Source organism: Ruegeria sp. CG1 (genome assembly GCF_056537265.1).
The window spans coordinates 158,610-171,661 of the sequence record NZ_JBQFRF010000001.1 but is presented as its reverse complement, the minus strand read 5'-3'; the positions used below and the strand labels follow the sequence as shown (position 1 = coordinate 171,661).

17 protein-coding genes and 1 tRNA gene are annotated in these 13,052 nt (G+C 57.0%); 6 read left to right on the top strand and 12 right to left on the bottom strand.

The features are described 5' to 3' along the window. Positions 1-38 precede the first annotated feature (38 nt). The 6 genes from ACR0AU_RS00875 to ACR0AU_RS00850 all read right to left on the bottom strand — a co-directional run bounded on the left by ACR0AU_RS00875 (position 39) and on the right by ACR0AU_RS00850 (position 4,154). Positions 39-767, bottom strand: coding sequence for a SpoIIAA family protein (locus ACR0AU_RS00875; protein ID WP_480795151.1), 729 nt, complete (start codon positions 765-767; stop codon positions 39-41). Between the two features lie 36 nt (positions 768-803). After that, positions 804-1,589, bottom strand: coding sequence for a hypothetical protein (locus ACR0AU_RS00870; RefSeq protein WP_480795150.1), 786 nt, complete (start codon positions 1,587-1,589; stop codon positions 804-806). Continuing rightward, positions 1,583-2,407 (bottom strand): sulfite exporter TauE/SafE family protein, encoded by an 825-nt coding sequence (locus ACR0AU_RS00865; RefSeq protein WP_170597949.1) that lies wholly within the window; start codon positions 2,405-2,407, stop codon positions 1,583-1,585. The genes ACR0AU_RS00870 and ACR0AU_RS00865 overlap by 7 nt, the downstream gene beginning before the upstream one ends. 28 nt (positions 2,408-2,435) lie before the next feature. Then, complete coding sequence (gene dusA / locus ACR0AU_RS00860; RefSeq protein ID WP_170597948.1) at positions 2,436-3,455, bottom strand: tRNA dihydrouridine(20/20a) synthase DusA; 1,020 nt, start codon at positions 3,453-3,455, stop codon at positions 2,436-2,438. Positions 3,456-3,547: 92 nt separating this feature from the next. Then, positions 3,548-3,624 (bottom strand) — tRNA-His (locus ACR0AU_RS00855). 47 nt (positions 3,625-3,671) lie between these two features. Further along, on the bottom strand, positions 3,672-4,154 hold the full coding sequence (locus ACR0AU_RS00850; RefSeq protein ID WP_170597945.1) for a GNAT family N-acetyltransferase: 483 nt from the start codon (positions 4,152-4,154) through the stop codon (positions 3,672-3,674). Positions 4,155-4,232: 78 nt separating this feature from the next. Here ACR0AU_RS00850 and ACR0AU_RS00845 point away from each other — a divergent pair, with 78 nt between their 5' ends. After that, positions 4,233-4,421, top strand: coding sequence for a DUF6324 family protein (locus ACR0AU_RS00845; RefSeq protein ID WP_170396325.1), 189 nt, complete (start codon positions 4,233-4,235; stop codon positions 4,419-4,421). Here the strand turns inward: ACR0AU_RS00845 and ACR0AU_RS00840 are convergent. Then, positions 4,418-4,837 (bottom strand): MmcB family DNA repair protein, encoded by a 420-nt coding sequence (locus ACR0AU_RS00840; protein WP_480795149.1) that lies wholly within the window; start codon positions 4,835-4,837, stop codon positions 4,418-4,420. The two genes, ACR0AU_RS00845 and ACR0AU_RS00840, sit on opposite strands and share 4 nt — an antisense overlap. 117 nt (positions 4,838-4,954) lie before the next feature. Here ACR0AU_RS00840 and ACR0AU_RS00835 point away from each other — a divergent pair, with 117 nt between their 5' ends. Both ACR0AU_RS00835 and ACR0AU_RS00830 read left to right on the top strand, forming a co-directional pair. Further along, positions 4,955-5,275: a metalloregulator ArsR/SmtB family transcription factor gene (locus tag ACR0AU_RS00835; protein WP_170396321.1), complete on the top strand. Its 321-nt coding sequence runs from the start codon at positions 4,955-4,957 to the stop codon at positions 5,273-5,275. Continuing rightward, a complete protein-coding gene (locus ACR0AU_RS00830; protein WP_170733413.1) occupies positions 5,272-5,697 on the top strand; it encodes an SRPBCC family protein in 426 nt (141 codons plus the stop codon). The genes ACR0AU_RS00835 and ACR0AU_RS00830 overlap by 4 nt, the downstream gene beginning before the upstream one ends. A gap of 215 nt (positions 5,698-5,912) precedes the next feature. On the opposite strand, the gene ACR0AU_RS00825 is transcribed toward ACR0AU_RS00830, so the two are convergent. Genes ACR0AU_RS00825 through ribB form a run of 4 tightly spaced genes read right to left on the bottom strand, consistent with a single transcriptional unit; the run spans position 5,913 to position 8,432 of the window. Further along, the gene (locus tag ACR0AU_RS00825) at positions 5,913-6,218 is read right to left on the bottom strand and encodes a hypothetical protein (RefSeq protein ID WP_170403312.1); all 306 of its coding nucleotides are present in this window, start codon (positions 6,216-6,218) and stop codon (positions 5,913-5,915) included. Between the two features lie 59 nt (positions 6,219-6,277). Continuing rightward, a complete protein-coding gene (gene nusB, locus ACR0AU_RS00820) occupies positions 6,278-6,760 on the bottom strand; it encodes a transcription antitermination factor NusB (RefSeq protein ID WP_170396315.1) in 483 nt (160 codons plus the stop codon). Further along, positions 6,757-7,308: a 6,7-dimethyl-8-ribityllumazine synthase gene (locus ACR0AU_RS00815; protein WP_170396313.1), complete on the bottom strand. Its 552-nt coding sequence runs from the start codon at positions 7,306-7,308 to the stop codon at positions 6,757-6,759. The genes nusB and ACR0AU_RS00815 overlap by 4 nt, the downstream gene beginning before the upstream one ends. A gap of 2 nt (positions 7,309-7,310) precedes the next feature. After that, positions 7,311-8,432 (bottom strand): 3,4-dihydroxy-2-butanone-4-phosphate synthase, encoded by a 1,122-nt coding sequence (gene ribB / locus ACR0AU_RS00810; protein WP_170403318.1) that lies wholly within the window; start codon positions 8,430-8,432, stop codon positions 7,311-7,313. A 319-nt stretch (positions 8,433-8,751) separates the two neighbouring features. Between ribB and ACR0AU_RS00805 the strand changes: the two genes are divergently transcribed. Then, positions 8,752-9,807: a phosphatase PAP2 family protein gene (locus tag ACR0AU_RS00805; RefSeq protein ID WP_480795148.1), complete on the top strand. Its 1,056-nt coding sequence runs from the start codon at positions 8,752-8,754 to the stop codon at positions 9,805-9,807. Between the two features lie 3 nt (positions 9,808-9,810). Here ACR0AU_RS00805 and ACR0AU_RS00800 read toward each other — a convergent pair whose 3' ends face one another. After that, entirely contained in the window at positions 9,811-10,398 is a 588-nt protein-coding gene (locus tag ACR0AU_RS00800) for a riboflavin synthase (protein ID WP_170612455.1), read from the bottom strand. Positions 10,399-10,538: 140 nt separating this feature from the next. Here ACR0AU_RS00800 and ACR0AU_RS00795 point away from each other — a divergent pair, with 140 nt between their 5' ends. Then, entirely contained in the window at positions 10,539-11,837 is a 1,299-nt protein-coding gene (locus ACR0AU_RS00795) for a capsular biosynthesis protein (RefSeq protein WP_170733415.1), read from the top strand. Positions 11,838-11,917: 80 nt separating this feature from the next. Further along, entirely contained in the window at positions 11,918-13,051 is a 1,134-nt protein-coding gene (locus ACR0AU_RS00790) for a polysaccharide biosynthesis/export family protein (RefSeq protein ID WP_170565801.1), read from the top strand. Position 13,052 lies beyond the last annotated feature (1 nt).

The window sequence follows — 13,052 nt, the reverse complement described above, 5'->3', positions numbered from 1 at the left end:
GATTACAAGGCATTGTTTCTGAACCATTTTTAGAGCATTTAGCCAGTCGCAAGCCAGGTTTTTGCATTCTCGTATTCCTCAGCCGGGAAATACTGGGTCCGCGTTCCCAGGACATGGCTGGCCATGCGTTGCGCCATTTTTTGCCATGTCTTGTCACCGACAATCGCTGCGCGATCCAGCATCCCAATATGACCAGCCGCCAGTCTGAAATGAGCTGCCATTGCAGTCAGACCCTGCCAACCATCGAACTCGCGCAGATCGATCAACAGGCGAAACCCGCCACGTTCGCGCAACAGCGCATCAAGATCGGTTTGAGCCTGACCGTATTCCTGCGAATCCAGTTTGCCCATCAGGCTGATCTGCACGCAAGGTCCGCCCAGATCCGTCACGTGGATCGCCCCGAGAGATTCGCGCATCCATCGACGCGCTTCCTCCACCTCATCCATTCCAAAAACGTGCACCGGGCAAGGCAGGATCGGGGCAGCCAGGCGGACGCTTGTTTGCACCCATCCCTGGTCCGCCACAACGCCAATCCGGTCGAATCCGCGCCAATGGCTGAGCCCCAACTTGGTATCAGACCATGCGGCGCCCAGATCATATCCCTTGAACTCGGACCCAACGATCGCCAGCAGACGTATGGCGTCGTGCTCTTCCAATGCGGCCTCAATAGCGGGAACAAGCGTGCTCGCGTAATCTGCGCTAGTGACCTCGCCCGACAGCTCGACCTCAATAAGGGCACCATCTGCATTCGTGTGAACCGTAATCATCGAACCAACTCTCCAAAGCCAAACAATGGCAGGAGGTTACGGGGATTCGAGCCATTGCGCCACACCACCAGGCAACTGAGGGCGGAAATAGGCGATCATCCGTCCATCCGGTCCAGCGCTGGCATTCGGACCCCATGGTGCAACACCATGCAGACAGTGGCGGTGCAACAGATAGGCTTCGCCCGGCCGCGCCGGTAGCTCGAGGCGCGGACAGGTCTCGAACACTTCGCGACGCGCAGCCTGATAGACATCTGTGATATCGGCCTCGCTCAATTCATGCCGCGGCACCTTCTTCATCGCGGCCCGAAAAGCATCGCCGAGGATTTTGTGGCTTCCCTCCCACAGCACCATTGGTGCTGCGTCCACACTGGCCTCGGTAAGTGGGATACCCAATATCCAGGCATGAGGTTCATCCACCCGCCGTCGTCCATCAGGGCCAGCTGGCTTGAGCCCGTCCACATGCGCCGCATCTCGCCGCGCACGATACCGCGCCGCAGCCTCGCTTTCGCCACGCCGGGGTTGAGGGTAGCCCGGATATATTACCGATACCTGCCCTTTGTGCAGATCAATCGATCCAAACTGCTGGTGTGCCAGTTCGATGGCCGCGCCCGCCAGTGCAGGCGAACCCGCGACCCTGCCCTGCGCATCATTGTCCAGTGCATCAACGCCAATGAACCACGTGCCATCGCAATCGTGCCAAGCTGAATGAGCCGGATCGCTGACGGACGCACGCGCAGTGGGAAGAGCGTGCGCCACCCAATCCGCCAACACTCCTTCATAAGGAAACTTTATCCAACCTAGCTCGTAAAACGACGCTACCACCCCAACGCCTTTCTCAGCATATTCAGAGCAACCAGGGTAAGGAATACCGCGAAGACCCGCCTGAGCGGCTTCGGATCCATCGCATGCGCCAGCTTAACGCCCCACGGGGCGGTGATCATAGTCATCGCAACGACGATACCGAAAGCCACCAGATTGACCGCGCCAATGGTCAGCGGCGGGCGATGCTCCGGAGCGATGTTGAGAAATAAAAAACCCAGCACCGACGGTACAGCGATGATCACGCCAAAGCCCGCTGCGGTCGCAACCGCCCGGTGGATCGGAGTGTTATAAAGGCTCATGAGCGGAACACCGAAACTGCCCCCGCCAATTCCCATCAGTACCGACAGAAACCCGACCGAAGGCGAAAGCACAGCGCGGCGCAATCCCTTGGGCATTGCATCCCCCAACCGCCACTCGGATTTACCCAATCCAAGATAGATGCCGATAACCATGCCAAGCATGCCGAACAGTGCCTGCAAAAACTCTGTCCTCAGAGCTGAAGCCACCAGAACACCGATCACCGCACCCACCGCTATGCCTGGCCCCCAGCCGCGCAGGATGCCCCAATCCACCGCGCCTTTCTTGTTATGGCTAAGAACCGATCGGATCGACGTTACAATGATCGTCGCCAGCGAAGTTGCGAGGCATAGCTGCATCAGCTGAGGCCCGCCATATCCAAGTGTCTGAAACGCATAGAAAAACGCGGGCACCAGAACGATTCCACCGCCAACGCCCAAAAGTCCAGCCAACACCCCGGCCAAAGCGCCGATCACAAGCAAAAGGCCCAGCATCTGGGCCAGCAACATCGTCTCGGGCATCATTCCCCCTTAGCGGCTCGAAGCCGTCTTAGCCTACCTGTTCCACCTGCGATAGCGCAGCAACAGAGTCCAGAGCCTGCAGGATCACTTCTGGGCCGGCATTCTCGCGCACAGCACCTTCGGAGAGCATCCGCCGCCATCCCCGCGCACCGGGACGCCCCGCGAACAGGCCCAGCATATGCCGCGTGATCTGGTGCAATCGACCACCGTCGACAAGATGCGCCTCGACATACGGCAGCATATTTTGCACCACTTCAATGGGATCCGCGACGCTGCCCGTTCCAAAGATCAACGGGTCCGCAGCCGCCAGAATATCTGTCGGTTGGTGATAGGCGGCACGACCGATCATGACACCATCAAGCCCAGCCTCCAGATGCTGTTGCGCCTGAGCAAGCGACGTAATGCCACCATTGATCGAGATATGCATGTCCGAAAAATCAGCCTTCATCCGATGCACCAGATCATAATCCAGTGGCGGAATATCTCTGTTTTCCTTGGGACTTAACCCCTGCAACCAAGCTTTGCGCGCATGGATCGTCACCCGCCGACAACCGGCCTTGCGAATCTGGTCGAGGAATGCAGGTAGCACTTCTGAAGGTTCCTGTTCGTCAACACCGATACGGCATTTCACCGTGACTTCGACCTTCACCGCCTCGCGCATCGCCGCAACGCACTCCGCGACTTTTTCGGGTGCGCGCATCAATACCGCACCGAATGTCCCTGATTGCACACGGTCAGACGGACACCCACAGTTCAAGTTGATCTCGTCATATCCGGCTTCAGCCCCCAGCTTGGCCGCCTGCGCCAATTCCTGCGGGTCCGAACCCCCTAGCTGCAACGCAACTGGGTACTCCTGAGGATTAAAGTCCAGCAGATGCAGCGCGCCGCCGCGCACCAAAGCAGGCGCTGTGACCATTTCAGTATAAAGCAAGGTCTCAGAACTCAGCAAACGATGCAGAAACCGGCAATTCTTGTCGGTCCAATCCATCATGGGTGCAACAGACAGTCTCGCATTTCTACGGATGTCTACAGGTTTCTTATCCGGCATATCTTGCTCATGTCATCGGAACGCAGCTTTCGCCAAGTACCGGGTATACAGAAAGACCTGCAACCGGCAAACCGTTCTTGGGTTTTGGGAGATGGTACCGCCTCCCTGGCTTGAACAGGGGACCTCTGGATCCACAATCCAGCGCTCTAACCAACTGAGCTAAGGCGGCACTTGTGAGGGGCGATTTAGCGAAGGCGTACGGGGATTGCAAGGGGATTAAAGCTGAATTCGCCAGCTTTGTTCGACCAGATCGACACCGAAGGAATGCACCGGCTTGCTGTCGACAAGCTCCCACCCAAACGCACGATACAGCCCGCAAGCGGCGGCGTGACTCTCATGGGTCCACAGCACCATCTGGCGATATCCTGCGTCGCGGGCGAAACCCATGCAGGCGGTCAGTAGCCGCTTGCCCAGCCCCTGTCCACGAGCCTCGGGCAGCAGCAGAAACAACCGCAGCTTGGCGGTTTGATCATCCAGCCTGACACAGAAAATACTACCCAAACGATCCCCGTCGCACTCGGCGATCCAGCCTTGTTCGCAAGTTGGATCATGATCCGCGATGAATTCCGTCAGAATGCGGGCAACCAGCGGGCCGAAACTGTCATCAAACCCCTCGTCGCGGGAATAGAGCACGTCATGCTGTTCTACCAGCCATGGCGCATCCTCGGCGCGGAAAGGTCTGAGCGTTGCCGTCTCCATGCCCTATCTGAACCCATAGTCGGCTTGATTCTCAACCCATCGCGCGTTAGCACCAAAGCGCATTTCCCGGAGGCGAACATGAGCATCAACACCGAACGCGATATCGAAGCGAACCTGCAGATCGGCCCCACCGATCATGGTATGGTGCGGCTGTTCATTGAAGGTGCCGGTATTGAGATTCCAATGGATTTCGACCCCGAAGAGGCCGAAGAAATCGCCGAGGAAATCCGCGCCGCAGCCCAAGCCGCGCGCGCCATCAAAAGCTAAACCCTGGGGTCGCGCAAGGCCTGCAACCGACGTGCAGAATCCATCGCGAATTTCTGAACCATCTTTTTGCGCCGCGCCGGAGCCAACTTGGTTTCTGGCCCCATTCGGATGATTTCAGCATCATAGGCATCAGCGATGATCAAGCCTGTTTCCGCAGGCAGAAGCTCGGTCGGGAAATCCGTATCAACCGCCCAAAAGAATCGGTCACACCAGTCAAGATAGCCCTGCCATTTAGAATCCGACTGATAATCGGCGCGGCTGGATTTACACTCGACCACCCATATCTCGCCCTTTGGGCCCAACCCCATCACATCGACCCGCAGCCCTCGGGTAGGGACAAATTCTTCAATCGAAACATAGCCGTGGGTCAACAAGTGACGCGAAACACCACGGGCCAGCTTTTGTCCGGGCTGCATAATTAGTGTCATTCCGAGAATGTGAACAATTCATGAACAAAAATCAAGCAGCTTGACATAGTACCATTTGGTATCGCAATAATGTGAAACCAAATGGTATCCAATAAGAGGTGCCCGATGAATACACAGACCCAAAACGCATTTCGCGCCCTGGCGGACCCGACCCGCCGCGACATCGTTCAGATGCTGGCAGCACAGGATATGACGATCGCTCAACTAACCGAACGTTTCGACATGACCCGCGCTGCCGTCAAAAAGCATCTGACCGTTTTGTCCGACGGAGGATTGATCACGGTCGAAGCTCGTGGACGCGAACGCATCAATCGCCTTGAACCCAAAGGAATGGCTCCGGTTCTGGACTGGCTCAGCTACTTCGACCGGTTCTGGGATGATCGCCTCGCAAATCTGAAGAAAGCTATCGAAGGGAATAAGAAATGACAGACGCAGTTTTGCAGAAAACAATCTTTTTCCGCGCTACGCCAGAAATCGTTTGGGACTATTTGACTGATCCCGACCGGTTGGCCGAGTGGTTTCACAAACCCGAACGTCCCCTGGCCGCTGGACAAAAGCTTGAGATGTTCGGGACGACCAGTGGCGACCTTCTGATTTGGGGTGAAGTGCGTGAAGCGAGACGTCCAGAGTATCTTGAATATACATTCACCATTAAACCGATGGGCGGCGCCGAAAGTGTGGTCAAGTGGACGCTGGAACCCGTCGCCGGCGGCACACGCCTTGGATTGCTGCACGAGGGCTTACCTCAAGGGGCTGACGCCTTTGGCCTGATCCTTTCGCTGGATGACGGATGGGATGAACATTTCGGCAAGATGCGCACCGCATTGCACGAAACTGTTGATGCTTAACCCCTTGTGCGAACCTGCTTCAGGCCCTACTTAGGCCCGTGGCGGGTTCTGCCCTTCTTGTGACAGGTAGCATTCTGGTGGCCTTAAGCAATTCCGAGGGGGCTGGCTCTGTTCAGGTCCTGGCCTGATTACCTGGCGCCCACCTGTACATACAGGTCCTCGGGAATCAAACCGCACGGTTGACTGGTGGTCCCGCCACATATTTACCTAATAAATCAGCGCCCTGCACGCACTTCCTGTTTGATCGGCGCAGGCTTCAAGCCATGCGCAATCGGTGTTCCGCCACGTGGTTTGTTCGGCTTCTCAGCCATGCTCATGATCGCATAGGCGAACTGCACTCCCGCAAAGACGATCCCGTTCATGAACCAGATCATGGCCAACGCGATCAGACCGATTTCCGAACTGGTGATCAGATGCCGTAGATTGGCCACGTTGAGCGCCAGCAGCACCCCGACAAAGACGGCCGAGATCACAAAGCCCCAGATGACTTGCGTAATGTAGAGACGGACCAGTTTGGGCATGGCGAACCTCCTTGCGCTATGATGGTGAGTCTAGCGCGTGCAGGGTCGCGGTAAAGGCGTCAGAACGCCTCGGGCTGGGCTTCGCGCGCCATGTGATCCAACACAGCGTTCACGAATTTGGGCTCTTTGCCTTCCGGGAAGAACGCACGTGCGACATCGACGAATTCGGTGATCACGACTTTTGGCGGCGTGTCGCTCTGGGTCAACTCAGCCCCGGCCGCGCGAAACACAGCGCGCAGGGTCGGATCGATGCGCGCAATGGGCCATTTGGCGACCAATGCACGATCGGTCATCTGGTCGATGGTGGCCTGATAGTTCACGGCGTCATCCACCAACTTACGGAAGACACTGATATCGCCATCCAGCATCTCATCCCCCTCGTAGACCGCGCCAAACCGATGATCCAGAAACTCATTCACAACCTGTTCAGTCGTCTGGCCCGACTGCTCCATCTGGAACAGCGCCTGCACGGCATAAAGCCGGGCGGCGGATTTCATCAGGCGTTTCTGGTTGGCCGGTTTCGGCGCGTCTGTCTGGGTCATGCTGTCGTGGGTCCGTTGCTGTCGCCCGCCACAAGGATGGACTCGGACGGTGGCTTGAAGCCCACGCCCTTTTTGGAAGAGCCCCACTTACGGCTGAGCGCGATCAGATGCAAGGCCGCAGCCGCCGCTCCACCGCCTTTATTCATCTTTTCGGGGTTTGCTCGTACCTCGGCCTGTTCGTCGTTTTCGACAGTCAGGATGCCATTGCCGATCAGCAGGCCCTGCAGGCCCATCAACTGGATTGCACGGCTAGAGTCGTTGCAGACGGTTTCATAATGCGTCGTCTCGCCCCGAATGACACAGCCCAACGCGACATAGCCGTCGTAGTTGCACTGACGGTCGGCCATGGCGATTGTAGTCGGGATTTCCAGCGCACCGGGCACTTCGACCACGTCGCAGGTTCCGCCTGCGGCCTCGATTTCGGCCTTGGCACCAGCGACCATGTTGTCAGCGATGGCACGGTAGAACGGAGCCACCACCAGCAGCAGTTTCACCGGCTTGTCGAAGCTGGGAGTCGGCAGAATGCCATGTTTGTCTTTTTCAGCCATTATCAGTCTTCCTTGAGGATCGAGCGTGTGCCGACGATTGACAGTCCAAACGCGTCGAGCCCCAGATACACGGTTTCAGGCGAGTCTGTCAGCAGCACCAGTTCCTGAATACCCATCTTGGACAGGATCTGCGCACCCAGACCGGTTTGCTTGATCGTGCGCGGGCCTTCGTCGTCTGCGGCATACAGCGAATTTCGCGGCTGACGGAAAAGGCAAACGACGCCGCGCCCCTCTTCGGCGATCTTTTCCATCGCGCGGGGCAGCTCTCGTGAAGATTTCGGGCCAAGACCCAGAATATCGGGCGCTTCATGCAGGGCGTGGGTCCGGGTCAGGACCGGCTCGGGCGTTGTGATGTCGCCCTTGATCATGACAACGTGTTCGATACCGTGGGTCTGGTCGGTGAAAATCCGCATCTCCCATTCGCCACCGTATTCGGAATTCACCGTCTCGCGCGAAGTTTCAACCACCAGATTGTCGTTACGCGAGCGATAGGCGATCAGATCACTGATCGTGCCGATCTTCATGTCATGCTCTTTGGCGAAGGCGACCAGATCAGGCAGGCGCGCCATTGTGCCATCGGGCTTCATGATCTCGCAGATCACGCCCGAGGGGTTCAGCCCGGCAAGACGCGAGATATCAACGGCGGCCTCGGTATGCCCCGCCCGCACCAGTACCCCGCCCCTTTTGGCGCGCAAGGGGAAGACATGGCCTGGGGTCGCTATGTGAGCCATAGTGTTTTGCTCGTTGATCGCGGTCGCCACCGTTAGTGCGCGATCAGCGGCCGATATTCCCGTCGAAACTCCCTCGCGGGCTTCTATCGACACGGTGAAGGCTGTCTCATGACGCGAAGAGTTGTTCACCGCCATCATCGGCAGGCCCAGACTATCGATCCGTTCCGCCGTCATCGGCAGGCAGACCAACCCGCGCCCATGGGTCGCCATGAAATTGATCGCCTCCGCGTCAGCGAACTCGGCCGCGATCACCAGATCACCCTCGTTCTCGCGGTCCTCGTGATCCACAAGAATGTACATCCGGCCCTTACGGGCCTCTTCGATGATTTCCTCGATCGGACTGATCGCCTCGCGCAATTGGGCCTCTACCGGTCCGGGGGTTTCAAAACTCATAGGGCAGCCTTTCGCACAACGGGTTTGAATGGCGGGATAGACCAGAGTGAACACAAAGACCAGCCTGTAAGCACTGCGAGATAGATAGATATGCCCAGCGCTATAGGGCCAGCGATGAAATCTGGTGCCAACTCAGTTTACCAATCCTATGCGCCAGTTTTGACTTAGGCCTTTTCTGCGCATTGTTGCCAATAGCTGAACCTTTAGGCCGGTTGCGTGAACTTTGTCCACAAATTGCCCCAATTGGGCCCTTGGATCGCCTGATATCCTGGGCACCAGTCATTGTATAATGTCCTAGCTAGACGAGAATTTGAGCCCAGTGTCTAAGACCGCTGATCTGCCCGCTGCAAATTTCGTGCGTGTAAACGCCCTTCGGCGAAACAGGCTGCTGCTATCACTCATTGCACTGCAGATGGTCTATGCCATTGCGGTTAGCATCTATGTAGGACGGTCATATTGGGATTTTTCGACCTCTTCCCTGATTGTCATCTCAGTTCGTCTGCTTGGTTTCATGTTCGCAAATTTCGTTCTTTGGCGACTTGGCGTTGCCATGTTCGTCGTGCGACCCAAAAAGCCAATTCAATGGATGTTGCAAGATCTGCGATCCAAGATGGCAGATGTTGAAAAAGCGACCGATGCGGTTATCTACTTTCTCAGCATCGTCGCACTTATCCTGACCTATACCTTCCTGAAGAACGAAATACATGCTGTGAACCCGACGCTCTGGGATGAGCAATTCGTGCAATGGGACCGGTTTCTGCACGGCGGCGTCGATCCGTGGACCTGGCTATGGCCCATTTTGGGATCCCCGATCGTAACCACTGCGGTGAATGGCGCCTATCACATCTGGTTTCCCATGATTTACATTGCGGTTTGCGTCGCCTGTCTGGACCGCAGTGACCCGAACCGCAGCACCGTTTTTCTGGTGGCGTTTGCACTGTGCTGGTTTGTAGGCGGCAATGTGATTGCAACCATCTTTGCCTCGGTTGGTCCCGTTTACTACGAACCCTTCAATCTTGGCTCTGACTTCGTTCCGCAGATGGAGTTGTTACGCAAATCACACGAAATCAGCCCGGTCTGGGCGCTGAATGTGCATGAAATGCTGTTGGATGGTTATCGGAATAATGGGCTAGCAGGCGGAATCTCGGCGATGCCCAGCATGCATGTTGCCTCTACCGTGCTGCTGGCGTTCTACGGCTTCACCTATTCGCGTTGGCTCGGCTGGGCGCTGTCGGTGTTTGCCTTCATCATCCTACTAGGCTCGGTTCACCTCGCCTGGCACTACGCCATCGACGGGTATGTCTCAATCCTGCTGGCTTCATGCTTCTGGTGGCTGTCCAAGAGGCTGACGGCCAAATTTGGACCTTCCACCTGAAGGTCAGGACATCTCGGCCAGTCGCGCGACGTATCGGGCCAGGGTATCGATCTCAAGGTTCACGCGATCACCAACCGAGACGTCACCCCATGTGGTGACCTCTTTGGTGTGAGGGATGAAGTTGATACCAAAGTCACACCCGTCCACATCATTAACCGTCAGCGATGTGCCGTTCAGTGCAACGGACCCTTTCGGAGCGATAAACCGGGCCAGATTGGCAGGCGCCCGCAATGTCACCCGCGTGCTGTCACCCTCGTCTATCACAGAGACCACCTCTGCCACGCCATCCACGTGGCCCGAGACGATGTGCCCTCCCAATTCATCCCCGACCTTCAAGGCACGTTCCAGATTGACGCGCTTGCCCACCTGCCAACTGTCCAAATTGGTTTTCGAAACCGTCTCAGCGCTGATCTGGACATCATACCAGTCATCGCCCAGTGTAATGACGGTCAGACAGACGCCATCGCTTGCGATGGAAGCGCCAATATCAATGCCCGCCGTTTCATAGCTTGTCTTGATCCGTGCCCGCAGGTCTCCCTGCTGGTCCAGTTCGGTAACGGTGCCAATATCAGTGACGATCCCTGTGAACATGTCATTAACCCTCTGAACCTAGCTTCAATAGCCGAGGTAAAGGCACGCAGCTCTACCGGCAAGCCCTGCCTTGCCGTGAAAACGACAAAGAGGCATAATTTTATACAAACGCACCAAAAGTCACCACACGAGCAGACCGCATGATCCCTTTGGCCAACAGCCCTAACCGGCGTGTGTTCCTGTTTCTACAAGGACCGCATGGTCCGTTCTTTAACGCGCTTGGTCGGATGCTGCGGGCTGCGGGTGCTCAGGTCTGGCGAGTCGGCTTCAACGCGGGCGATCAGGCTTTCTGGGGCGACAAATCCAGTTACATTCCATATCGCGGCGCGCCAGATGATTGGCCGGAGACCTTAAGCGAATTGCTCACCCACTATGATGTGACCGATATCGTGCTCTATGGCGACACCCGGCCCGTGCATGCACGCGCAGTTGAGATTGCCAAAGCACGCGGGACCACTGTTCATGTGTTTGAAGAAGGCTACCTGCGCCCTTGGTGGGTGACCTATGAACGAAACGGGTCGAACGGAAACTCACGCCTGATGGAACTGGATGTGGCGCAGATGCAGACGGCGCTGGAACAGTCCGAAGGGCACGCCCCCCCACCGCCTTCCCATTGGGGCGATATGCGCCAGCACATCTTTTACGGTGCCCTCTATCACTGGTTCGTGCTGTTTCTGAATCGCAGATACCGGAATTTCCGACCCCATCGAGAGCTGCCGGTCTCGAAAGAGTTTCGTCTATACTTCAAACGCCTGACACTGATGCCCATTCACAGGCTACAGCGGGGCTGGGCCACAGCACAGGTCAGGTGGAGCGGTTTTCCCTATCACCTTGTGCTGTTGCAATTGGGGCATGACAGCTCGGTCCAATATCACTCGGATTTTTCCGGTATGTCCGATTTTCTCGAACAAGTGATCGCCGGATTCGACAAAGGTGCCCCTGCGCATCACCACCTTGTCATCAAGGAACACCCGCTTGAGAACCACCGTGAACCGCTGCGGCTGCGGGCGCGCCAGCTTGCAGCACAGCACGGCATCACAAACCGAATTCACTATGTGCCCGGTGGTAAGCTGGCCAGGTTGCTAGACGATGCAAAATCCGCCGTGACGGTGAATTCCACGGCAGGCCAGCAGGTTCTGTGGCGTGGCATACCTTTGCGGATTTTTGGGCAGTCGGTTTATGACAAGCCCGAATTCGTATCTCGGCAATCGATTGAGGCATTCTTTGCCCAGCCAGATGCCCCGGGCGGCAAGGCCTATCGGGCTTATCGCCAATTTCTTCTGGAAACCTGCCAAGTCCCCGGGGGGTTCTATTCTCGCCGAGGGCGTCGTCAATTGCTGCGGCGAGCGGCTGATATGATGCTATCGGCTCAGGACCCCTATCAAGGGTTGCTCTCCGATAAAGAGGCCACAACGCCACAGTTGCGCGTTGTTGAATGATCGCGGGCAACCTGCTGCTGGATGTTTCGAAGCGATGCGGGTAACCTTCCCAAAACAAAGACGATTGAGGTAAATCGGCAGTGCAGCGCTTTCCTACCCGATGGATCCGGGGGGTTTCCCTTGTGGCGACCCTTGGCCTGCTGGCAGCATGCCAGCTTCCCAAATCCGGGCCGAACAAAAACGAAATTCTAGCCGGGTCGGTCGAAAACGGGGGTAACGCCTTTGTGGTTGAGGTCGACGACCGTGTTGCGCGGGCCACATCGGTGATTCCGCAATACGGGTTTTCGAAATCCTTCCGCAGCGCGCAAAGCGTCGCATCCGATACCGTACGCCCCGGCGATATTCTGAGCCTCAGCATCTGGGAAAATGTCGAGGATGGGTTGCTAAGTTCCGCAGCCGGTGGCGCAACCGTTCTGGATCAGGTGCAGGTCGACAGCGAAGGTTACATATTTGTTCCTTATGCAGGGCGGCTGCGTGCAGCGGGCAATACGCCCGAACAGCTCCGCACGTTGATTTCCTCGAAGCTGGAGGAACAGACTCCGGATCCGCAGGTCCAAGTGTCGCGCACTCCGGGCGATGGGTCGACCGTTTCTCTGACCGGAACTATCGGCGCGCCGGGAATCTATCCGATTGAGCGACCAACTGGCTCGTTATCGACCATGCTCGCGCAAGCAGGCGGGGTGGCAGTTGCATCCGATATCGCATTGGTCACTGTGATCAGGGGCAAGCAAAGTGGAACCATCTGGTACGACGATCTGTTCCGCAACCCGGAAACCGATATCGCCCTGCGCGGCGGCGATCGCATTCTGGTCGAACAGGACAGTCGCTCATACATCGCGCTGGGTTCGACCGGCGGACAATCCCGCGTGGCCTTTGAAAGTCAGGACCTATCCGCCCTTGAGGCGCTGGCACAGGTCGGAGGCTTACAGCCGCTATCTTCAGACCCGACCGGTATTTTTGTTCTGCGTGAGGAACGGCAGGATGTGGCGCGCAATGTCATGGGACGTCCCGAGCTACAGGGTGATCAGCGCATGATCTATTTGCTGAACCTGACCGCGCCCAATGGCCTGTTCATCGCCCGCGATTTCGTGATCCGAGACGATGACACGATATACGTCACCGAGGCCCCATATGCACAGTGGAGCAAATCTGTCTCGCTGATTGCCGGAGGTCTGACGCCATTTGCAAATGTGGCGACGCTTACGGGTAACTGAT

Coding starts and splice junctions, on each gene's coding strand:
- ACR0AU_RS00875 (WP_480795151.1), bottom strand. CDS start 767: ATGATTACGGTTCACACGAATGCAGATGGTGCCCTTATTGAGGTCGAG.
- ACR0AU_RS00865 (WP_170597949.1), bottom strand. CDS start 2,407: ATGCCCGAGACGATGTTGCTGGCCCAGATGCTGGGCCTTTTGCTTGTG.
- dusA (WP_170597948.1), bottom strand. CDS start 3,455: ATGCCGGATAAGAAACCTGTAGACATCCGTAGAAATGCGAGACTGTCT.
- ACR0AU_RS00850 (WP_170597945.1), bottom strand. CDS start 4,154: ATGGAGACGGCAACGCTCAGACCTTTCCGCGCCGAGGATGCGCCATGG.
- ACR0AU_RS00845 (WP_170396325.1), top strand. CDS start 4,233: ATGAGCATCAACACCGAACGCGATATCGAAGCGAACCTGCAGATCGGC.
- ACR0AU_RS00840 (WP_480795149.1), bottom strand. CDS start 4,837: ATGCAGCCCGGACAAAAGCTGGCCCGTGGTGTTTCGCGTCACTTGTTG.
- ACR0AU_RS00835 (WP_170396321.1), top strand. CDS start 4,955: ATGAATACACAGACCCAAAACGCATTTCGCGCCCTGGCGGACCCGACC.
- ACR0AU_RS00830 (WP_170733413.1), top strand. CDS start 5,272: ATGACAGACGCAGTTTTGCAGAAAACAATCTTTTTCCGCGCTACGCCA.
- ACR0AU_RS00825 (WP_170403312.1), bottom strand. CDS start 6,218: ATGCCCAAACTGGTCCGTCTCTACATTACGCAAGTCATCTGGGGCTTT.
- nusB (WP_170396315.1), bottom strand. CDS start 6,760: ATGACCCAGACAGACGCGCCGAAACCGGCCAACCAGAAACGCCTGATG.
- ACR0AU_RS00815 (WP_170396313.1), bottom strand. CDS start 7,308: ATGGCTGAAAAAGACAAACATGGCATTCTGCCGACTCCCAGCTTCGAC.
- ribB (WP_170403318.1), bottom strand. CDS start 8,432: ATGAGTTTTGAAACCCCCGGACCGGTAGAGGCCCAATTGCGCGAGGCG.
- ACR0AU_RS00800 (WP_170612455.1), bottom strand. CDS start 10,398: ATGTTCACAGGGATCGTCACTGATATTGGCACCGTTACCGAACTGGAC.
- ACR0AU_RS00795 (WP_170733415.1), top strand. CDS start 10,539: ATGATCCCTTTGGCCAACAGCCCTAACCGGCGTGTGTTCCTGTTTCTA.